Raw genomic sequence first — 19,244 nt, 5'->3', positions numbered from 1 at the left:
CATGCAACCTCAACCCAATAACCTGCCGTGCCGACAGCGCGGTTTTACTCTGATCGAAATCATGGTGGTGGTGGTCATCATCGGCATCCTCGGCGCGATTGTGGTGCCGCAATTCATGAGCCGGCCCGACCAGGCCAAAGTCACGGCCACCAAAACCGATGTCCAGGCCATCGCCACCGCGCTGGAGATGTACCGCCTGGACAACCACGACTATCCCTCCACCCAGCAGGGCCTGGAGGCCCTGAGCAAACGCCCCTCCGGCTTGCCGGCGGCGCGGGGCTGGAACCCCCAGGGCTATTTGAAAAGTATCCCGGTGGACCCGTGGGGCACGCCGTATCAGTACCTCAACCCCGGCATGCACTCCCAGGATGGCAGCTATGACCTGTATTCCTTCGGCGCCGATGGTGTGGCGGGCGGGGAAGGGTTCGCCGCCGATATCGGTAACTGGAGCGACTGATGAGGCGCCGCTGTCGAGGCTTTACCTTGCTGGAACTGATGATTGTGATGGTGTTGGCTGGCGTGCTGCTGGGCATGGTCACGTTTGCCGTGGGCGCCAACCCCGGACGTATCGCCCGGCAGGATGCGGAGGCCATCGTGCGGCTGGTTCAACAATTGCGCGATCGCGCCGTGCTGGAAGGTGTGGAATACGGTGTGCGCTTGAGCACCGACGGGTATCGCGCGGTGCGCCTGGCCGGGCAGGATTGGCAACCGGTGAGCAGGCTCTACGCCTGGCCTGCCGAGCTGCGTTTGCGGCTTGAGCAAGAGGGGCAATTCATGAGCCTGGACGCGGACCAGGGGCCGGCGCAATTGCTGGCCCTGAGCAGTGATGAAACCAGCGAGTTCAGCCTGACATTTTTTATTCAGGGCAAAACCGTGTTGCGCCTGTCCAGCGACGGTATCGGCCAGGTGGTGCTCGATGAATAGTCGCGAGCGGGGTTTTACCTTGCTGGAAGTGATGATCGCGCTCGCGGTGTTTGCCACTCTGGCCGCTGCGGTGTTGTCGGCCAGCCAGTACGTGCTCAAACAGCGCAGTGGGTTGCAAGAGCGGGTGCTGGCGACATGGATCGGGGATAACCACTTGACCGAGCTGCGCCTGCGGCGCGACGTCACGGTGGGTGAGCAGCGGCACGTGGTGCGCATGGACAGCCGCGACTGGCACGTGCGCCAGCAGATCAGTGCCGCACGCGACCCGGTGTTGTTGAGGGTCGACCTGTTTGTCAGCCTGGCCGGCAGCGAATACCCGCTGTACCAGACCCGTGGCTGGATGGCGGCCCGGCATGAATAGCCAGTCCGGTTTTACCTTGCTTGAGCTGGTGATCGCCATGGCGATTTTTGCCCTGTTGGGCCTGGCCAGCTGGAGCCTGTTCGACGGGTTGGTGCGGGTGCAACGCGGTACCGCGACCCACGATAGGGATTTGCGCAACCTGCAGCGGGCGATGGCCTTGATCGAGTGGGACGTGCTGCATGTCACCGAGCAAGCCGTGGTGCTGAAAAACACCACCCTGCAAGTGCAACGCAGCAACTGGCGCAACCCCCTGGACCAGCCGCGCAGCCAGCGCCAGCAACTGACCTATCGCCTGGAAAACGGCGTGCTGTGGCGTGACAGCATGGGCGAGGGCTCGTCGCGGGTGCAGCGGCAAAAACTGCTCGAAGAGGTGCAGGCCGTCAGTTGGCGCCTTTACGACCCTGCGACCGGCTGGCGCGGTCACTCGATCCTGGGCCAATACGCACTGGCGCCCATGGCCCTGGAAGTGCGGTTGAGCGTGGGGCGGTTTGACGCGATCCGGCGCGTGTTGCTATTGCCCGCAGGTTTGCAGTGAGCGGGGGCCAGCGCGGTGTTGCGTTGATCAGTGTGCTGCTGGTGATGAGCCTGGCCTTGCTGTTGGTCAGCGGTTTGTTGCGCAGCCAGCGTTTGCTGTTGCAAAGCAGCGGGCAACAGATGCACCAGGTGAGCTTGCGCCAGCTTGGGGTCGCTGGCGAAACCCGGGCGTTGATGCAGTTGACGCAGGCCGTACAGTCTCGCCCCAAAACCGTCGATTTGACCCAGGAATGGGCACACGGCCTGGTGCTTGAGGACGGCGATGTCCAGGTGACGATCGAAGACCTTTCGGGCCGCTTGAATCTGAATGCCTTGTTGGCCCCCGGCAAGGTCGATGCGGTCGCCCTTGAGCGCTGGCAACGCCTGCTGGGGGTGCTCGGCCTGCAGGATTTGCCACTGCCGCCGGTGGGCGCCGTGCGCGAGCTGAGTCAGTTGCGGTTGTTGCCGGGTGTCGACCAGCGCACCTTGGATCAACTGGAACCCTGGGTGGCGTTCCTGCCGGCCCAGGCCACGCTGAACATCAACACCGCACCGGCCCTGGTGCTGCGCACGCTGGGTGACCTCGACACCGAGGCTCTGATGCGCCAGCGCGCCACGCAGGCCTGGCCCAGCGTGCAGGCATTCACCCACGACCCGCTGCTGGCGGGCACCGCCCTCAACGGTCACGGGCTTGGGGTGCAAAGCCGCTGGTACCGCATAACGGTGCAGGCGAGGTCGGGCAAGCGCACTTCTCGCTCGGCCACCGATGTCGAGCTGAACCCCGGGACCCGGCGCTTTAACGTGCTTGCGCGGCGCATTCTCCCTTCGATGGCTAACGAGGTATCGCGATGAAACCCCGCCTGTATTTGAATGCCGAGGGCCTGGCTGAGCCCTCGGCCCAGTGGCCATGCACCCTCTGGTCAGCCGGCCAGCCCGGCCGGCCGATGACCCTGGCCCAGGGAGGCCGGGGACTGATTGGCCAGGCTGTCGAGCTGCTGCTGCCGATGGAACTGTGCAGTTGGGTACGCACCGATCCCTGGCCTTCGCGCCGCCATCCCGGTGCTCAGGCCATCGCGTTCGCGGTGGAAGACCAACTGAGTGAGCCGCTTGAGGCGTTGCACCTGGGCATCGGTGCACGTGACGCCCAAGGGTGCTATCCGGTGATGGTGGTGAACCGGGAGCGGTTTACCGCAGTGCTTGCCTTGATGACTCAAGCGGGCGTGGCGGTGTGCGCGGTGTTCGTGGATGCCGACGTGCTGCCGGGGGACCAACCCGTGGCGGTGCACCGGGATGGGCGGTGGTTGCTGGGGGGCGGGCTGCCGGCCCGCCTGGTGCTCTGCGACGAGGGTTTGTCACAGCTTGAACCGGCATTGCCTGCGGAGCTGCGACGCCTGGAGGCCGACCACGTCGATCAATTGCTCTGCGCCCGCCCGACCCACGCCATTGACCTGCTCAGCGGCGAATTCGCCCTGCGTCGCACGCTGATGCCCTGGCGTAGCGCCGGCATATCGCTGCTGACCCTGGCGTTGCTGAGCTGGGCCGGCAGTGAGGCCCGGGTGAGCTTTTTGCAGGGTGAAACCCGAGAACTGGCGGCGCGCAACGAGCAGCGGTTCAAGGTGCTTTACCCCGACCAGCCGCGCATTGCCGACCTGGCCATGCAGCTCAAGGCCCTGCAACGGCAACGCGCCGAGCCACAACACACGCACATCGCACGGCTGGTGAGCTTGATGGACCGGGTGGTCGGCGCCAGCAGCGTGGAAGTGCAACGCATCGACTATCGCCAGGGCGAAGGCTGGAAAGTCCAACTCACCGCCAACAGCTTTGCCGAGCTTGAGCAACTGCGCGAGCGTGGCCGGCAGCAGGGCATGCCGGTGCGGCTGGAGAGTGCGAGTCAGCAGCACAACCGGGTGCACGTCAGCCTGGCGATGGAGGATGAGGCATGAGCCGTTGGCAGCAGATTTCCCCGCGTGAGCGCTGGCTGTTGTTGGCCATGGGGCTTTGCCTTCTCGGCGCGCTGGCCTTCAGCCTGGTGTGGCAGCCCACCGTCCAGCGGATGGCCGGCAGCGAGCGCCAGTACCAGCAGCAGATGATGTTGGCTGGGCAACTGCAACAGGCGCGGCCCGGCGGTGTCGCCCGACCAGCTTCCGACCGGCCGCTGTCCTTGCGAGTGAGTGACAGCGCGGTGGCGGCGACGCTGGACATCCAGCAGATGGACAGCGAGGGCGACTCTTTGCGTGTGACGCTCAGTGGTGACGCCCAGGCGCTGTTGGCCTGGCTGGACCGTATGGAGCGAGAGGGCGAGGGCCTGCAATCGCTGACCCTGGAGAAACGCGACAACCAGTTATGGGCTCGCGTTGTGCTCAGGTAGCCGATAGGTATCTACACTCCATGGCGTGAGCGCCACCATCATGAATACACGCATGTCGCTAAACGGAGGCCCTGCAAGTCGATGTGCGCGACGAGGTGACCGTGCGCTGGCCGGTTGGGCAATCTGGTCCGGCCGGCACAGTGGGACAGGGGCGGGCGCAATTAAACTTCCTGCACCTGCGGGCTGCCGCTTTCCACCACAAACTGTTTGAGGGTCGAGACCGTGGCATTCGGGTCCAGCCGGTCCGAAATCGCCTGCATCTTCACCTCCAGCCGTTCAGGCGTCAGCTCCAATGACAGGTACCCGCGCGGGCGGCTGTCGTAGAAGCGAATCTGCGGGTTGTCCGGCAGGATCGATTGCACCGCTTCGTAGCTGGGGCCGTTGGAGGTGATGGAGGTGCCGACAAACTCCGCCGCTAACAGCCGTGAGTCGGGGTCTTCGGGCCGCTCGTAGAGATGGTTCGCCCAGAAGGAGTGGTAGTCGCCGCTGAGCACCACCGGGTTGGCCGCGCGGCTGTCCCGCAGGTTGTCAATCAGGCGGCCGCGGGCGGCCTGGAAGCCGTCCCAACTGTCGGTCCAGTAACGGGCGTCGTCGCTGCCGGTTTTTTGCGCCCGCAGCGGTGCCACTAACAGGTCCTGGGCCAGCAGGTTCCAGCGGCTGTCGCTGCGGCGCAGGCCGTCATACAGCCAGCGCTCCTGCTCGAAACCCAACAGCGTGCGTTTGGGGTCGGCGAGGTCGACGCAACTGCTCAATTCCATATGGCCCTTGCCGAAGTTCGGTGCCTGGTAGCACGGCTGGCGCGAGCGATATTGTCGGCCATCGAGTACCGGGATCGCCGCCAGGTCGCCGTAGGTAAACCGCCGGTAAATCTGCGGGCTGCCATTGCTGCCTATCGGTGGCCGACGCACCGGCATGTTTTCCAGGAACGCCTGATACGCCGCCGCCCGCCGTTGCTGAAACGCGGCCACGGTAACGCTTGGGTCCCTGGAGGACAGGCCCGAGTAATCGTCCTGCACTTCATGGTCGTCCCAGGTGGCGATCCACGGCGCGGCGGCGTGCAGTTGTTGCAGGTCCGGGTCGGTCTTGTGCAGCGCGTAGCGATAGCGGTAGCCGGCGAGGTCGGTGGCTTCGGGGGCGCCATAGCTGCGGGCCAGGCCCGGGGTGCCGGGTTTGTTGGTGTATTCGTAGATGTAGTCGCCGAGAAACAGCACCAGGTCGGGCCGTTCATTGGCCATGTGCCGATAGGCGCTGAAAAAGCCACGCTCGTAATGCGCGCAGGAGGCCACGCCGAGTTTCAGGCGGTCGACCCTGGCGTTGAGCGCCGGTAGCGTCAGCGCTCGACCCGCCGGGCCGCGTTCGCCCAACGCGATAAAACGGTACCAGTATTCCCGCCCCGGCTGCAGGCCGTGCAGTTCCACATGCACCGCGTGGCCATTGATCGCCAGGGCGTGGGTGCGACCGCGCTGGGAGATGCGGCTGAAGTTTTCATCCAGGGCCACTTCCCAGTCCACCGGGATGCTTGCGGGTAACGCGTACTCGTTGCCGGGAAACAGCGGCAGGGTGCTCAGGCGGGTCCAGATGACAAAGCCGTCCGGCCACGGATCGCCGCTGGCGACCCCCAGGGTAAATGGCGTGGCAACACCGGCCAGGGCACTGCCGTAGCGCAGGATCAGCGGGGCGGCCGCCGCCCCGGCCAACAGGCGCAAGGCCTGCCGGCGATTGAGATCAACAGTCATGGCAGGTCCTCAGAATTTATAGCTGGCCTGGACGCCCACGGTGCGTGGTTCACCGGGGGTGGCGATCTGGGCGTTGGACAGGAACGAGCCGTGGTACAGGTCGTATTGCTTGTCGAACACGTTGCGCGCCCACAAGGCACCCGACCAGTTGCTGCCCTTGGGCGTTATGCCCAGGCGCGCATTTGCCAGCCAGTATTTCTGGGTGGTGGTGCCGTTGCTGCCGACGATGCGGTCGTGGAACGAGTAGTCACTCTCGGCGCTGAAGGTGAAGCCGCCGACGTCCCACACATATTGGAGCTGGCCGCCGTAGCTGATTTTCGGAAAGTTGGTCAGGCTGGAGCCGGAGAAGTCGTTGTACACCGGATAGGCAAAACCCACCGCCCGGGTGGCGGTGCTATCAAGGCCTTTGTAGTCGAGGTATTTGCCTTTTTTGGTGCCGAAGTACTGGCCCAGCGTCAGGCCCGGCAGCGGTTCCCATTGCAGCTCGAATTCATAGCCGTAGATTTTCGATTTGGGGATATTCACCAGGCGCCCGACGTTGCCGATCTGCTGGCTGATCCACACTTGGGACTGGTACTGCTGGTCGCGGTAGTCGTAGTAAAACGCCGAGCCGTTGATGCGCAGGGTGTCGCTCAAGTCGCTTTTGAAACCCAGCTCATACGCCAGCAGTTTCTCCGGTTTGACCGGCGCGATCTGCTCGGCGTAGCTGGAATTGTAGGCGGTGAAACCACCGGATTTGATCCCGCGGCTGACCGTGGAATACAGCAGCGTCGATGGCGTGACCTGGTATTCCAGGCCCAGCTTCCAAGAGGTGGAGTTACTGTCGAGGTCGCTGTCGGCTGCCGGGAAACTCAGCTGGCCCAGGCTGTAGACGCCGCTGTTCACCAGAATGCGCTGGGTGCTGAAGTCTTGCAGTTCGCGGTGCTCTTTTTCCTGGCGCAGGCCCACGATCAGTTTCCAGTCGTCGGTCAGTTGGTAGTCGCCCTGGGCGAAGGCGCTGTAGGTGTTCGACTTCTGGGTGTACGAGGTGTAGGTGCCGTAGCCGAGGTTGGCGCTGAAGTCCGAATAGAAGTTTTCGTCGAGGCGGTCCTGGGCGAAGTACAGCCCGGTCTGCCAGTTGAAGCGCTCGTTGTCGTGGGAGGCAAGGCGCAGTTCCTGGGAAAAGACTTCGATTTTGGAGTCGAAGTATTCGTCGGATTGCGGGATCACCGAGGCGTCCCAGTCGATGTATTCACGCCGGCGAAAACGGTCGGAGGCGGTGATGCTGGTGACGCTCAAATGGTCATTGAGGTCGAAGGTGCCGGTGAGGGCAAAGCCGGTGTTGTCGTTGTCGCGATGGGGCTTGTCACCGACCGACAGGCCCGTCAGCTTGGCAAAACCCGGGGTCAGGCCCCAGCCGGTTTTGCTCGGGTCGCTTTCGGCGCTGATCGCGGAATAGCCCCGGCCATTGGTCGCATTGGGCTTGAGGCCCTGATACAGGTACGAGCCCAGGCTGTCGGACTTGTCCTGGCCGGCGTGCAGTGTGAGGTTGAAGTTGATGTCTGGGGTGGCGTCCCAGTCCAGCTGGCCGCGCAGCGAGGTGTTGTCCTTGTCTCCGAGGCTTTGCCCGGTCACGCGGTTTTCCTGCCAGGCGCCGCCTTGTTCGGTGATGAAGGCCAGGCGGGCGCGCAGGGTGTCGGTCAACGGGCCGGAGAGGAAGCCTTCGACGTTGCTGGCGTTGTAGGAACCGTAGTTGGTGGTCAGCCCGCCGTGGAATTCCTGGGTGGGTTTGTTGGTGATGAAGTTGATCGCGCCGGCGGTGCTGTTGCGCCCGTACAGCGTGCCCTGGGGGCCGCGCAAAACTTCCACGCGCTCCAGGTCGAAGAGTTGGCCCTGGGTCTGGATCGGGTAGGGCAAGGCCACCTGGTCGAGGTACACGCCCACGGTGGAAGTGTTGTTGCTGCCGTAGTCCTTGAGGCCGACACCGCGTATGCGGAACAGGGGGTTGCCGCCGCCGTACTGGGGCGCGATGTCGAGGTTGGGCACGTAGTTTTGCAGGTCGTTGACCTTGGTCACGCCCTTGTCTTGCAGGTCCTGGCCGCTGAGGGCGGTGAGCGCGATACCCACGTCCTGGGCCGATTCTTCGTGGCGTTGGGCGGTAACGGTGACCTGGGGCAGGGCGGTGGTGACGGGTTGTTCGGCGCCTAATGCGTCACCTGCCAGCAGGGCCATGAAGGGCGCACTGGCGAGGATGAAAGGGCGCGTGGGTCGGGTATAACGCTGATGACGGAGCAGAGGGTGCATGGCAAGGTCCCTTAAGAAATCCGATTCTTGAGCGTGGGGCCGGCGGGGTGCCGTCCCTTCACGCAGGGGCCGCTCTTTGAAGAGTAAGCTGGAAGAGGTGATAGCAAGCTATGTGCCATCATTTTGTAACAATTAAGTATTTGATTTAATTGAGTTATTTTTGAATGGCGCGCAGGTTTCGCTGAAAAAGCAACAGTCAGGTGGGCAGGTTGTTTGGGAATCAACAGGCTGTGTATCCGTCATCGGGATAACGAATACACACCGTGGCCAGCGGCCTTTACCGATGCTGAAACCTCGGTAACGCAGCAATCCGCAGCTTCGGTTCCTGCAGCCTGGCGAGGTCACTGGCGATCTGCGCCCGCCAGAAATGCGCCCCGGCCAACTGGGCATCCACCCACGCCTGGCGCAGCAACACCTTGGCCTTGTCCACCGACCCGTACTGGGCCTGGCGCAAGATCAACTGCGCCTTGATCCGCAGCATCTGCGGCACGAACCAGCGCTCATGCCGTCCGAGTGCCAATTGCAGCGTGTCTTCCAGCACCTCCAGCGCCAGTTTCTCCAGGCCCAGCCGCGCCAGCCCCAGGGCGTATTCACAACGCAGCAAGCTATAAAGCTGGCTATCGCCTTGCCCATGCAGGTGATGCAAGGCCTCACCCAGCAACGGCACGCCTTCTTCGGGCGACCCCTGGCGGATCAACAGAATGCTTTCAAAGCACAGTCGAAACTGACGCCAGATATGCAGATCCTGCTGGGTCGTGCTGTCTTGCAGCAAGCCCAGGTAATACCGCACCTTGGGCAGGTTGGACGCCAACAGTGCCAGGGGAATTGCCCCCAGGCACAGGGTGTACCAGAGGGTCGCGGGGTGATCGAGGGTGATGGCTTCATCGACGCAACTGCCGATCAGGTGCAGCGCCGGGTCGACATCGCCTTCCAGCAACTGCACCTGTGCCTTGAGGCAGCGAGCGGCGATGCGTTGGTCAAAATGCACATCGATTATGTGCGAGCGCGGGGCCGACGGTGAGCCCAGCGCCTCGTCGATATTTTGCCGGGCACCGACCAGGTCGCCCATGTGAAACAACGCCACCGCACGCATGCGTTTGCCCAGCAGTTGCTGGTTGCCGCTGCTGCTCAGGGTGATGTAGCGCTCGGCCAGTTCCAGCGCCTCGGCGTACTGGTTGCAGCCGCAGCGGTCACTCCACAAGCCCCACAGCGCCCGCAGCTTGTGCTCGGCATCGCCCAGGTCGCGGGCGTCTTCGCGCACCTGGCGCCAGGCTTCGCGCATCGGCCCGCCGGTGCCGTAGGTCAGCATCAGCACACTGGCCAAGGCGGTTTGCAGCAGCATGCGCTGGCGCAGCGGCAGTGGGGTGGTGGCGGCACTGGCCAGGCCTTTGTCGACCCAGGTGCGGCACTCGCTCACCAGCGACAGGCGCAGCCACAACGGCACACCGCCCAGGGTCAGTTCGATGCCGGTGGGCAGGTGGCCCGAGCCTGAAAACGCCCACTCCAGCGCGGCGCGCACGGTGTTGATTTCCGGGCCGTAGAGGCCGACCCAGGTGTCGGGGGAAAGGCTGTCGAGGGTCTGCCCGGCTTCCTGCAACACCCCGAGGGCGAACAGCGCATGGCGCTGGCGGGTGGCATCGGCTTCGCCCTGTTCGCTGAGTTTTTCCAGGGCGTAGGCGCGGGTGGTTTCCAGCAGGCGGTAGCGCTTGAGCAGCTGCGATTCACCGGCGATCAGCAGCGACTTGTCCATCAGGCTTTCCAGCAAGGGCAGGGCGTTGCGGGCATCGAGGGTGCTGCTGGCGGTCATGGCCTTGACCGCATCGAGGGTGAAGGAACCGGTGAACACCGCCAGTTGGCGCAACATCGCCTGTTCGTCGCCGGTGAGCATCGAGTAGGTCCAGTCCAGGGTCGCGCTCAGTGAGCGGTGGCGGGCCAGGGCGGTGCGCCGGCCGGTCATTTGCAGGCGGAAGCTGCCGTCGAGCAACCCCACCAGGTCCTGAATGCCAAAGGTGCGCACCCGCGCCGCGGCGATTTCGATGGCCAGGGCATTGCTGTCGAGCTTGCGGCAGATGGCGCTGGCGGCGGCGACGTCGGTGTCCTTGAACACGAAGCCGGGGTCCAGGGCCTTGACCCGCTCGATAAACAACGCGATGCCGGACCAGGTCATGGCTTGCTCGGCACTCAGGCTTGAGTCTTCGTCGGGCACCAGCAGCGGTGCCAGGTCGTGCACCCGCTCGCCTTCGGCCCGCAGCGGTTCGCGGCTGGTGGTCAGCACGCAACACTGGGGCGCGCAGCGCAGCAGCACCTCAACGGCATCGGCGGTGGCTTGCAGCACGTGTTCGCAGTTGTCGAGCACCAGCAGCAGCGGGCTGTCGGCGAGCATCGAGGCCACGCTTTGCAAGGGTTCGTCAATCACACTCTGGATGCCCAAGGCGTTGGCGAGCATGCCCGCTACCCATTGGCCGCTGGTGGCGGGGGCCAGGTCGACGAAGCACATGCCCTGGTGAAAGCGGCCCTGCAGCAGTTGCGCCACGGCCAGGGCCACGGTGGTCTTGCCGATGCCGCCGGGGCCGGTGATGGTCACGAAGCGCTGGTTCAGCACCTGGTCGGCAAGGCTCAGGATCAGCTGTTCGCGGCCAATCACCGTGCTCGGTGGCGGTTGCAGGTTGGGCTCTTCCACGGTCGGCGCCGGCACCAGAGCCTGGGGCATGGCGCCTTCACTCACGGCCTGCAACGTTACGGGTGCGACAAACCGGTAACCCCGGCCAGGCACGGTGACGATGTAGCTGAAGTTGCCGTCATCCCCCAGCGCCCGGCGCAGCGCAACGATCTGTGCGCGCAGGTTGCATTCCTCCACCACCACCTTGGGCCAGGCGAAGGAGATCAGTTCGGACTTTTCCAGCAACTCGCCCGCCCGGCTGGCGAGGGCGATCAGCAAGTACAAGGCGCGGCTGCCGAGGGTCACCGGCTCGCCGTTGCGCAGCAAGACATGCTGGCGCGCCAACAAGAGAAAGGGGCCAAAACCGAGAGCGTTCTCGGTGTGGTCCGGGGCATGGGGGGCGAGGTCCATGAAGGACGCTGCGGGGTATTTGCTCGAACTCATCAATTTGTCCTTTTTTGTAGTCGGGCTTGTTATTGGCGATCAGGCCATTCGCCCTTTTGGGTGCTTACGTGCGGCAGCAGGCTTGGAGAGTTGAAGTCGATCAAAAAGGTAAGAATTGCCGCCCTCCTTTGGGGCATGGACATTGTTATAGGGCGCGGGGCCGTTGGGTTTCAGGCGATGAGACTGTTTCAATTTAGAAACATTTTATTACTAGAAAACCTGATGTAGCAGAATGTATGCCAGTTGGCATGTAACAAAGATGACAACAACCTTATGAAATTTATGGGGAATTTTGAGGTCGTCGACGGCGCGGGAAGGGGAGTGTTCGGAAAGGCGAATATTTCTAATTGTGTCGTTCGGGAAGCCGAATAAAACGGCGGTGGTTTGGCGGTGGTTTTTTGGCTGTGTATCAGACTGTGTATCAGCACCCACCTGATACACCGGCATGAATAGAAGGCGGGAACGCGACACAGACGGGATACACGCCTGGCTTTAAATCTGTCTACCAGATGGCGCAGGTGGTCACCCACCGCACAAGCGCCCTGGCCACATTCAGTCAAGCCAGGAGTTCCAACCCATGAAGCGCCATTACGCGGCCCTTGCCGCCACCCTTGCACTGTCCCTCGGTGCCTTCGCCGCCACCGCCCATGCCGATGAGGCCAAGCCCCAGGAAAAATGCTTCGGCGTGTCCCTCGCCGGTGCCAACGATTGCGCCGCCGGTGCCGGTACTTCCTGCGCCGGTACGGCCAAGGCGGATTACCAGGGCAACGCCTGGGTGCTGGTGGACAAAGGCACCTGCACCCAGATCAAGACCCCCAAAGGCTTCGGCAGCCTGACGGAACAACCATGATTGCCCGGGCCCCTGCGGTGCTCAAGCGTGTGCTGCCTGAGGCGCTGCTGTTGCTGGTGGCTCGCGTGGGTATCGCTTCGGTGTTTTTCCTCTCGGGCCGCACCAAGGTGACCGGTTTCCTGCAGCTCAAGCCGTCGACCTACACCTTGTTTCGCTCGGAATACGCCTTGCCGCTGGTGCCGCCGGAATGGGCGGCGCACCTGGCGACCTACGCCGAGCATCTGTTCCCGCTGTTGCTGGTGCTGGGCCTGCTGACCCGTCCGGCGGCCGCCGCGCTGCTGGGCATGACCCTGGTGATCGAGGTGTTCGTGTACCCCGACGCCTGGCCGACCCACCTGACCTGGGCGGGGCTGTTATTGCCGCTGCTGGCGTATGGCGGCGGGGCCTGGTCACTCGACCGCGTGTTGTCCGGCCAGCGCCGTTAACCCTTTCACAACAATGATCAGGCCCCAAGGCCTGTGGAGAGTCGCATGCGTATTCTTTCTTCCCTGGCGATCGCCATGGCACTCGGTTCACCCTTATTGGCCTCGGCGGCCGATGCGGCCAAGCCCCAGCCGGGCACCGGCAAAAGCGTGGTGATCGTGCCCGGTTCCTTCGTCGACGGCTCTGGCTGGCGAGTGGTGCACGACATCCTGATTCACAAGGGCTACAAGGTGACCGTGGTGCATCAGGGCCATGAAAGCCTCGCCGCAGACGTGGCCGAAGCCCGCGAAGTGCTCGAGCAGCAGGTCGGCCCGGTGGTGCTGGTGGGTCACAGTTCCGGTGGCGGTGTGATCTCGATTGCCGGTGACCGCGACAAGGTCAAGTCGATGGTTTATGTCTCGGCCCTGCAACCGGAAGTCGGCGAGAACATGAGCCAGTTGCTGTCGTCGATGCCGGCGCCGAGCAACGACGTCAAGCAAACCCGCGACGGTCACCTGTTCTTTGATCGCACCAAATTCAACGCCGATTTCGCCGCCGACCTGACCACCAACCGCACCGATTTCATGGCTGCCTCCCAAGTGCCGGCCACCACCGCGCTGTTCGGCGGCACCATCTGGGCCGCAGCCTGGCACAAGAAGCCGACCTACGCCGTGGTGTCCACCGAAGACCGCGCCCTGAGCCCGGATCTGCAGCGCTGGATGTACAAGCGCGCCGGCTCCAAGGTCACCGAAATCAAGGCCAGCCACTCGGTGTACATCTCCCAGCCTGAGGCTGTGGCGAAGGTCATCGAAGACGCTGCATCCGTCATCAAATAAACCCCACCCCGAGGAGTAACACCCATGAGTACGTCCATCAAATCCCGCTTGAGCCTGGCCACTGCTGCCGCCCTGATCGCCATGGCGTCGGCCTCTTTCGCCGCTGCCGCGAGCGCCGCCGACCAGCCGGAGCAGCCAGGCCGCTGCTACGGCGTGAACAACTGCAAGGGCGAAAGCCTGTGCGCCACGGCCAAGAACGATTGCAAGGGCCTCAACAGCTGCAAGGGCCAGGGCGTGGTCGTGAAGACCCCGTCCGAGTGCCTGAAGCTGGGCGGCACTACTACTGAACCGAAGTAAGGTCGCAGTGAACACGCGGGGTGCCTGGCGTCCCGCGTTGTTCTCAGGTTTTTCGCGAGCAAGCTCGCTCCTACAGTTTTGTAACGGAGACCGTGTGATGCCGACATCCAATCCGCGTTTCCCGGGCTACGGCCTCGGGCTGCGCAAGGAGCACTACAGCGAGTTCCTGGAGACCTCGGTGGCGGTGGATTTCGTTGAAGTGATCTCCGAGAACTTCATGGTCGCGGGCGGCCAGCCACGGCATATCCTGCGCCGGATTCGTGAGCGTTATCCGGTGGCGCTGCACGGGGTGTCGATGTCGATTGGCACCGCCGAAGGCCTGGATCGCGATTACCTCAAGCGCCTCAAATCCCTGGTGGACGAGATCGAACCGCTGTTCGTGTCCGACCACCTGAGCTGGTCCCGCAGTGGCGGGTTCAACTCTCATGATCTGCTGCCGGTGCCTTACACCCTTGAGGCGCTGGACCGGGTCTGCGCGAATATCGATCTGGCTCAAGAGGTGTTGGGCCGCACGATGCTGTTTGAAAACCCGTCCAGCTACCTGGCCTTTGATGATGCGTCCATGAGCGAGTGGGAATTTATCGCCGCCATGTCCCGGCGCACCGGCTGCGAGCTGTTGCTGGACGTCAACAATGTGTTTGTCAGCGCCAGAAACCATGGCTTTGATGCCCTGGCGTTTCTTGACGGAATTCCCGCCGAGCGAGTCCGGCAGATTCACCTGGCCGGGCACAGCCAGGGCCGCGAATTGCTGATCGACAGCCACGACAGCCCGGTGTGTGACGGGGTCTGGGATCTGTATGCCAAGGCCGTCGGGTTGCTCGGCCCGGTCGCCACGATGATCGAACGCGACGACGAGATTCCGCCGTTGGCCGAGCTGCTGGAGGAGCTGTCGATCGCCCGGATGCTGGGAGCCTCCGAGGCCTACAAGCGTTCGCAGGTACGCCCATGAACCTCGCGCAGTGGCAGCAGGCCTTTCACATCTGGTTGGTGAGTGCTTCGGACGAGTCGGCCCAGGTGCTTGGCAACAAGACCGCCGGCCTCGCGGTTTACCAGAACAACTACCGCGCGCAGTTGGTGGGTTGCCTGGAGCAGGCGTTTCCCAACCTGCGGCGCTGGGTCGGGGATGAGGCGTTCCTGGCCGCGTCCATCAGCCATATCGACCGGTATCCGCCCCATGCCTGGACCCTGGATGTTTATCCCGAAGGCTTTCACCAGACCTTGGCCGAACTGTTCCCCAACAACCCGGACGTGCATGAACTGGCATGGATCGAGTCGTCGCTCAATGAGGCGTTTGTCGCCGCCGATGCCAGCCCGTTGCCCATGGACGCGCTGGCGGCGGTGGATTGGGACACGGCGTGCCTGCAATTCACGCCGTCGCTGCGCTGCCACGGGCTGACCACCAACGCCGAGGCGATCTGGTCGGCGTTGTGGCAACAAACCCCGGCGCCCGAGGCGGTGATGCTGGCCGAGGCCGGTGGGCTGCTGGTGTGGCGTCGGCAATTCACCTCGCGCCTGCGCCAGGTCGACGCCGTGGAGTTCCAGGCGTTGGTGCACCTGCAAGGCAACGGCAGTTTTGTCGGGCTGTGCGAGTTTCTGGTGGAGCGCCTGGGGGTCGAGGAGGGCGTGGCGAAAGCCGGTGAATGGCTGGCCGGCTGGATCGGCAGCGAGTTGATTGTGGGGATCGTTGACGATCTTCCTGTGTCGCATTTTTTGGAGCTATGACCCATGTCTTTTTTCAATCGCCGTCGCTTTCTGATGTCCACCGCCATTGCCTCTGTGGTGCTTTCACTGCCGGCCATGGCGGCGCCTGCGAAGTGGACGATCCGCCAGGTCAGCACCGACCTGCTGGATATCGGCTACTACGAGGCCGGCCCCGAGGAGGGCAGGCCGATCATTTTGCTGCATGGGGCGGACGGTGACCTTGAGCGTTTCGCCGAGGTTGTGCCGCACCTGGTGTCCCAGGGCTTGCGGGTCGTCGTCCCGTACCTGCGGGGCCATGGCAGCACCACGCCGCTGGACAAGGCTGCGCCCGCCAGCATCCAGGAGGTGGTGCTGGGCCAGGACGTGCTGGACCTGATGAACGCCTTGCACATCCCGGAGGCAGTGCTCGGCGGGTTCGACCTGGGTGGTCGGGCTGTCACGGCGGCGGCGACCTTGCGGCCGAGCCGTTGTGTGGCGCTGGTGACCGTCAACAGCGCGCCACAGCCCGCGCTGGCCGAGGTGTTGGGGCAAATGGCGCGGATGGGGACATGGCGTACCTGAACATGAATATTTGGACAGCCGCGCATTTGTTCGCTGAAAAAAAAGGCCGCAGCCCGTAATCTAAGGGCCTTTGCCACGTGTGCGGATTGTCCATGTCTTCAGTAGCTGATGGGTTGCCCAGTGATAAACGTTTAGCGGCGGTGGTCGCCATTTCCCTGGGGATCGGCATGGCGACCCTCGACACGGCCATCGTCAACACTGCATTGCCGACCCTGGCTGAAGGGATCGGCACCGACTCCGCTTCGGTGATCTGGGTGGTCAACGCCTACCAGTTGGCGACCATCGCCGCTGTGCTGCCCTTTGCTTCCCTGAGTGACGTAGTTGGCCACCGCCGGGTGTTCCTCGGCGGCTTGCTGGTGTTTGTAATAGCGTCGCTGTTCTGCGGGCTGGCCTGGTCGCTGCCGACGCTGACCGCCGCCCGGGTGGTGCAGGGCCTGGGCGCTGCGGCGATCATGAGCGTCAACATTGCGCTGTTGCGGCATATCTATCCGGCAAAAATATTAGGCCGCGGGCTGGGGTATAACTCGCTGGTGGTGGGGCTGGCCTTTACGCTGGGGCCCACCGCCGCGTCGGCGATTTTGTCGGTGGCCACCTGGCACTGGCTGTACCTGATCAATCTGCCCCTGGGCGCATTGGCCTTGTGGCTCGGGGTGCGGGCGATTCCGGTGATCCCGATTACCGGGCATGCCTTTGACCGGCTGGCGGCGATTCTCTGCGCCGGGTTGTTTGCCTTGTTGGTACTGGGGCTGGGGTCGGCGGTGCACGGTGCGCAGGGGGTGTTGACCCTGGGGCTGATCGCCGTGGCGCTGCTGTGCGGGGTGTTGCTGATCCGTCGTCAGGCCGGGCACCCGGCGCCGATGCTGGCGGTGGATCTGTTCAAGCGCCCGCTGTTCACCTTGTCGGCCCTCACCGCGATTTGTGCGTTCAGTGCCCAGGGCCTGGCGTTTGTGTCGCTGCCCTTCCTTTTGCAAACGGTGCTGGGCCACAGCCAGGTGGCCACCGGTTTCCTGATGACGCCGTGGCCGGCAGTGGTGGCGGTAATGGCGCTGATTGCCGGGCGCCTGGCAGACCGCATCTCCCTGGCGTTGCTGTGTGGCATTGGCCTGGTGATGTTGAGCGCGGGCATGGCCTCGCTGGCGACCCTGGGCAATGACGCCTCGACCTTTGATATCGGCTGGCGCATGGCCCTGTGTGGCGCCGGGTTCGGTTTCTTCCAGTCGCCCAACCTCAAGGCGATCATGACCAGCGCGCCTATCGCCCGCAGTGGCGGGGCCAGCGGGATTGTGGCCACGTCGCGGTTGATGGGGCAGACGCTGGGGGCGTCGCTGGTGGCGTTGTGTTTCCACCTGTCCCTGAGCAGCGGCCCGCAGTACGCGTTGTGGCTGGGCTGCGGGTTTGCGCTGGTAGGCGCGGTGGCCAGTGGTTTGCGCCTGATGCAGGACGGCACCAAGGTTTAATTATTCGGGCCTTGTAAAACAGAGTGATAGACGGCTACCGTGGCCGTCTAAATAATTCTGAATGTTTCAGCTTTTATGTCTGATCTGGCCCAACGCAGTGCTGATTCCCACTCCCGCCGTGCCGCGCTGACCCTCGGCCTGTGCCTGCCCAGTGACGTGTTGCTGTACCTGGTACTGCCGATGGAGTCCCAGGCGTTTGGTATCACCCTGGCCCAGGCCGGGGTGCTGCTGGCGGCCAACCGCCTGGTGCGGATCTTCGGCTACAAGCATGTTCTGAATTTCTATGCTCGTAACGGAGATCGGCTGACGTGCTCCATCGCCGCCGGCGCGGCTGCGGTGTGTGCGTTGGGCAATTCGATGCTGTCCGGCTTCGCCGCCTTGCTTGGGCTGCGGCTGATCTGGGGCCTGTGTTTTGCGGCGTTGAACCTTTCCACCCAAGTGTTGGCCACCTCCGAGCCGCTGGGTGCGGCGCGGCGGGCGGGGCGCTCGCGGGCGCTGATCGCCCTGGGACCGATGCTGGCGTTGCCGCTGGGGGGATGGCTGACGTTACATGTCGGCCCGCGTCCGATTTTCCTGATTCTGGCGGGGTGTTGCCTGGTGGGATTATGGATGGCGCGGGGGTTGCCTACGGCCGGCCACAATTTGCACGGCACGCCCGGGCGGCGCTTCAAGCTGCCCGACAGCGTGGCGACCTGGTCGTTTATCGAAGGCGTGGCGCTGGATGGGCTGTTTATCTTTGGCCTGTCGATTCAGGCGCAGAAGATCCTCGGTGGTGATGCGGTGTTGATCGCCGGTGGCTTGATGGCGCTGCGGTATGTCTCGGAACTGCTGCTGAGCCCATTGGGCGGGCGGGCTGCGCAGCAGTTTGGCGCCACGTCGATGTTGTTGCTGTTTTCCTTTCTCAGTGCGCTGGCGCTGGGGGCGTTTGGCAGCCACTGGGTGATTGCCGGTGCGGCGGCGGTGCTGGTGCTGCGGGCGTTGCAACTGCCGTTGGTGACGACGCTGGTGGCGGAGCGCAATCCGGGCGCGATGCGGGTTTCGGCGTTAGCCTCGAATGCTGTGTGGCGGGATGTGGGCGCGGGGCTTGGGCCATTGCTGGCGGGGTTGTTGCTGCCGGTGGCGTCGGCGCCCTGGGTGTTTGGCGTGGCCGGGGCGGCCATTGCGGTCAGCGCGGTGTTTTGCTGGCGGGCGAAGATTTCGACTTGATGATGTGAGGCTGGTTGTGTCTTTTGACGAGCATTTTGTGCGGTTGCTGGATGAGGCTTATCGGCATTGGACCGGGCAGGGGTTGCCGGCGCCCGAGGGGTTGGGTTTGGAGCAGCGGTTGACGTGGTTGCATGAGCAGGCGCCTTACAGTCTGCTGGCCCATGATGGGGCGGTTGATCCGCGTTTTACCTATGTGAATGAGTGCGCGTTGCGCTGCTTCAAGTATCCGCGTGAGGATTTTATTGGGATGCCTTCGCGGTTCAGTGCCTCGGAGCTGGATCGGCCGGCGCGGCAGGTGCTGATGGAGGAGGTTGGGGCCAGGGGGATTGCTCATGGTTACAGCGGGTGGCGGGTGGATGCGCAGGAACAGCCGTTCATGATTCATGCCGGGGTGGTTTGGAATTTGTTGGGCGGGGTGGGGCAGGCGGCTTTGTTTTGGTTGGATGAGGGGGGGCGGGGTACATATCCATTCCTGCGGTAACGGCTGCTATTGGTTCCGCTCTTACAGCGGGTCACTTTTGAAAAGCGCAAAAGTAACCAAAACGCTCTGCCCCGCCTGTCGGCGCCTCGCTGTGGCTCGGCGTACCCTCACTTCGGGATTGCTCCGCGGGCCGCCGCGACGGGGCGTCCCTGCCCCGTCGCGGCT

The 19,244-nt window shown here is 63.7% G+C and carries 20 protein-coding genes; 17 read left to right on the top strand and 3 right to left on the bottom strand.

The features are described 5' to 3' along the window. Nucleotide 1: 1 nt before the first annotated feature. From gspG to gspM, 7 genes are read left to right on the top strand one after another with little or no spacing between them, the layout of a single operon-like run. On the top strand, nt 2-457 hold the full coding sequence (gene gspG / locus V3W39_RS28910) for a type II secretion system major pseudopilin GspG (protein WP_177047335.1): 456 nt from the start codon (nt 2-4) through the stop codon (nt 455-457). Further along, a complete protein-coding gene (gene gspH / locus V3W39_RS28905; protein WP_330213832.1) occupies nt 457-924 on the top strand; it encodes a type II secretion system minor pseudopilin GspH in 468 nt (155 codons plus the stop codon). Before gspG ends, gspH begins: the two co-directional genes overlap by 1 nt. Next, on the top strand, nt 917-1,285 hold the full coding sequence (gspI, locus tag V3W39_RS28900; RefSeq protein WP_177047339.1) for a type II secretion system minor pseudopilin GspI: 369 nt from the start codon (nt 917-919) through the stop codon (nt 1,283-1,285). The genes gspH and gspI overlap by 8 nt, the downstream gene beginning before the upstream one ends. After that, the gene (gene gspJ / locus V3W39_RS28895; protein WP_177079871.1) at nt 1,278-1,820 is read left to right on the top strand and encodes a type II secretion system minor pseudopilin GspJ; all 543 of its coding nucleotides are present in this window, start codon (nt 1,278-1,280) and stop codon (nt 1,818-1,820) included. The genes gspI and gspJ overlap by 8 nt, the downstream gene beginning before the upstream one ends. Beyond that, entirely contained in the window at nt 1,817-2,650 is an 834-nt protein-coding gene (locus V3W39_RS28890) for a general secretion pathway protein GspK (RefSeq protein ID WP_330213831.1), read from the top strand. The genes gspJ and V3W39_RS28890 overlap by 4 nt, the downstream gene beginning before the upstream one ends. Further along, nucleotides 2,647-3,741, top strand: coding sequence for a type II secretion system protein GspL (gene gspL, locus V3W39_RS28885; protein ID WP_330213830.1), 1,095 nt, complete (start codon nt 2,647-2,649; stop codon nt 3,739-3,741). The genes V3W39_RS28890 and gspL overlap by 4 nt, the downstream gene beginning before the upstream one ends. Then, nucleotides 3,738-4,166, top strand: a complete 429-nt coding sequence (gene gspM, locus V3W39_RS28880) for a type II secretion system protein GspM (RefSeq protein WP_177121953.1) — start codon at nt 3,738-3,740, stop codon at nt 4,164-4,166. Before gspL ends, gspM begins: the two co-directional genes overlap by 4 nt. 161 nt (nt 4,167-4,327) lie before the next feature. Here the strand turns inward: gspM and V3W39_RS28875 are convergent, their stop codons facing one another. The 3 genes from V3W39_RS28875 to V3W39_RS28865 form a co-directional block, all read right to left on the bottom strand. Continuing rightward, nucleotides 4,328-5,902: an alkaline phosphatase D family protein gene (locus tag V3W39_RS28875; protein ID WP_330213829.1), complete on the bottom strand. Its 1,575-nt coding sequence runs from the start codon at nt 5,900-5,902 to the stop codon at nt 4,328-4,330. 9 nt (nt 5,903-5,911) lie between these two features. Then, nucleotides 5,912-8,185, bottom strand: a complete 2,274-nt coding sequence (locus V3W39_RS28870; protein WP_330213828.1) for a TonB-dependent receptor — start codon at nt 8,183-8,185, stop codon at nt 5,912-5,914. A gap of 277 nt (nt 8,186-8,462) precedes the next feature. After that, nucleotides 8,463-11,288, bottom strand: a complete 2,826-nt coding sequence (locus V3W39_RS28865; RefSeq protein WP_330213827.1) for an ATP-binding protein — start codon at nt 11,286-11,288, stop codon at nt 8,463-8,465. A 577-nt stretch (nt 11,289-11,865) separates the two neighbouring features. Between V3W39_RS28865 and V3W39_RS28860 the strand changes: the two genes are divergently transcribed. The 10 genes from V3W39_RS28860 to V3W39_RS28815 all read left to right on the top strand — a co-directional run bounded on the left by V3W39_RS28860 (nt 11,866) and on the right by V3W39_RS28815 (nt 19,079). Beyond that, on the top strand, nt 11,866-12,138 hold the full coding sequence (locus V3W39_RS28860; protein ID WP_169387734.1) for a BufA1 family periplasmic bufferin-type metallophore: 273 nt from the start codon (nt 11,866-11,868) through the stop codon (nt 12,136-12,138). Further along, entirely contained in the window at nt 12,135-12,563 is a 429-nt protein-coding gene (locus V3W39_RS28855; protein ID WP_177047361.1) for a DoxX family protein, read from the top strand. Before V3W39_RS28860 ends, V3W39_RS28855 begins: the two co-directional genes overlap by 4 nt. A gap of 45 nt (nt 12,564-12,608) precedes the next feature. Beyond that, nucleotides 12,609-13,376, top strand: a complete 768-nt coding sequence (locus V3W39_RS28850; RefSeq protein ID WP_177047363.1) for an alpha/beta fold hydrolase — start codon at nt 12,609-12,611, stop codon at nt 13,374-13,376. A 24-nt stretch (nt 13,377-13,400) separates the two neighbouring features. Beyond that, on the top strand, nt 13,401-13,673 hold the full coding sequence (bufA2, locus tag V3W39_RS28845; RefSeq protein ID WP_003211275.1) for a BufA2 family periplasmic bufferin-type metallophore: 273 nt from the start codon (nt 13,401-13,403) through the stop codon (nt 13,671-13,673). Nucleotides 13,674-13,770: 97 nt separating this feature from the next. Beyond that, entirely contained in the window at nt 13,771-14,622 is an 852-nt protein-coding gene (gene bufB / locus V3W39_RS28840) for an MNIO family bufferin maturase (protein WP_330213826.1), read from the top strand. Beyond that, the gene (locus tag V3W39_RS28835; RefSeq protein ID WP_330213825.1) at nt 14,619-15,395 is read left to right on the top strand and encodes a DNA-binding domain-containing protein; all 777 of its coding nucleotides are present in this window, start codon (nt 14,619-14,621) and stop codon (nt 15,393-15,395) included. The genes bufB and V3W39_RS28835 overlap by 4 nt, the downstream gene beginning before the upstream one ends. 3 nt (nt 15,396-15,398) lie before the next feature. Beyond that, entirely contained in the window at nt 15,399-15,935 is a 537-nt protein-coding gene (locus tag V3W39_RS28830) for an alpha/beta fold hydrolase (RefSeq protein ID WP_330213824.1), read from the top strand. 92 nt (nt 15,936-16,027) lie between these two features. Next, nucleotides 16,028-17,392: an MFS transporter gene (locus V3W39_RS28825; RefSeq protein ID WP_330213823.1), complete on the top strand. Its 1,365-nt coding sequence runs from the start codon at nt 16,028-16,030 to the stop codon at nt 17,390-17,392. Between the two features lie 75 nt (nt 17,393-17,467). After that, a complete protein-coding gene (locus tag V3W39_RS28820) occupies nt 17,468-18,598 on the top strand; it encodes an MFS transporter (RefSeq protein ID WP_177047373.1) in 1,131 nt (376 codons plus the stop codon). Between the two features lie 16 nt (nt 18,599-18,614). Next, the gene (locus V3W39_RS28815) at nt 18,615-19,079 is read left to right on the top strand and encodes an MEKHLA domain-containing protein (RefSeq protein WP_330213822.1); all 465 of its coding nucleotides are present in this window, start codon (nt 18,615-18,617) and stop codon (nt 19,077-19,079) included. The last annotated feature ends 165 nt before the right edge of the window (nt 19,080-19,244 follow it).

It is taken from the genome of Pseudomonas sp. Z18(2022) (assembly GCF_036346535.1).
Lineage (GTDB): Bacteria > Pseudomonadota > Gammaproteobacteria > Pseudomonadales > Pseudomonadaceae > Aquipseudomonas > Aquipseudomonas yamanorum_A.
This window is presented reverse-complemented; position numbering and strand designations above follow the sequence as displayed.

What these genes read in the sequence shown, in the direction of transcription:
- gspG (WP_177047335.1), top strand. Translation starts at nt 2, where the DNA reads ATGCAACCTCAACCCAATAACCTGCCGTGCCGACAGCGCGGTTTTACT.
- gspJ (WP_177079871.1), top strand. Translation starts at nt 1,278, where the DNA reads ATGAATAGCCAGTCCGGTTTTACCTTGCTTGAGCTGGTGATCGCCATG.
- V3W39_RS28820 (WP_177047373.1), top strand. Translation starts at nt 17,468, where the DNA reads ATGTCTGATCTGGCCCAACGCAGTGCTGATTCCCACTCCCGCCGTGCC.
- V3W39_RS28830 (WP_330213824.1), top strand. Translation starts at nt 15,399, where the DNA reads ATGTCTTTTTTCAATCGCCGTCGCTTTCTGATGTCCACCGCCATTGCC.
- V3W39_RS28850 (WP_177047363.1), top strand. Translation starts at nt 12,609, where the DNA reads ATGCGTATTCTTTCTTCCCTGGCGATCGCCATGGCACTCGGTTCACCC.
- gspL (WP_330213830.1), top strand. Translation starts at nt 2,647, where the DNA reads ATGAAACCCCGCCTGTATTTGAATGCCGAGGGCCTGGCTGAGCCCTCG.
- V3W39_RS28855 (WP_177047361.1), top strand. Translation starts at nt 12,135, where the DNA reads ATGATTGCCCGGGCCCCTGCGGTGCTCAAGCGTGTGCTGCCTGAGGCG.
- V3W39_RS28825 (WP_330213823.1), top strand. Translation starts at nt 16,028, where the DNA reads ATGTCTTCAGTAGCTGATGGGTTGCCCAGTGATAAACGTTTAGCGGCG.
- V3W39_RS28860 (WP_169387734.1), top strand. Translation starts at nt 11,866, where the DNA reads ATGAAGCGCCATTACGCGGCCCTTGCCGCCACCCTTGCACTGTCCCTC.
- V3W39_RS28875 (WP_330213829.1), bottom strand. Translation starts at nt 5,902, where the DNA reads ATGACTGTTGATCTCAATCGCCGGCAGGCCTTGCGCCTGTTGGCCGGG.
- V3W39_RS28835 (WP_330213825.1), top strand. Translation starts at nt 14,619, where the DNA reads ATGAACCTCGCGCAGTGGCAGCAGGCCTTTCACATCTGGTTGGTGAGT.
- V3W39_RS28870 (WP_330213828.1), bottom strand. Translation starts at nt 8,185, where the DNA reads ATGCACCCTCTGCTCCGTCATCAGCGTTATACCCGACCCACGCGCCCT.
- gspM (WP_177121953.1), top strand. Translation starts at nt 3,738, where the DNA reads ATGAGCCGTTGGCAGCAGATTTCCCCGCGTGAGCGCTGGCTGTTGTTG.
- gspI (WP_177047339.1), top strand. Translation starts at nt 917, where the DNA reads ATGAATAGTCGCGAGCGGGGTTTTACCTTGCTGGAAGTGATGATCGCG.
- gspH (WP_330213832.1), top strand. Translation starts at nt 457, where the DNA reads ATGAGGCGCCGCTGTCGAGGCTTTACCTTGCTGGAACTGATGATTGTG.
- bufB (WP_330213826.1), top strand. Translation starts at nt 13,771, where the DNA reads ATGCCGACATCCAATCCGCGTTTCCCGGGCTACGGCCTCGGGCTGCGC.
- bufA2 (WP_003211275.1), top strand. Translation starts at nt 13,401, where the DNA reads ATGAGTACGTCCATCAAATCCCGCTTGAGCCTGGCCACTGCTGCCGCC.
- V3W39_RS28865 (WP_330213827.1), bottom strand. Translation starts at nt 11,288, where the DNA reads ATGAGTTCGAGCAAATACCCCGCAGCGTCCTTCATGGACCTCGCCCCC.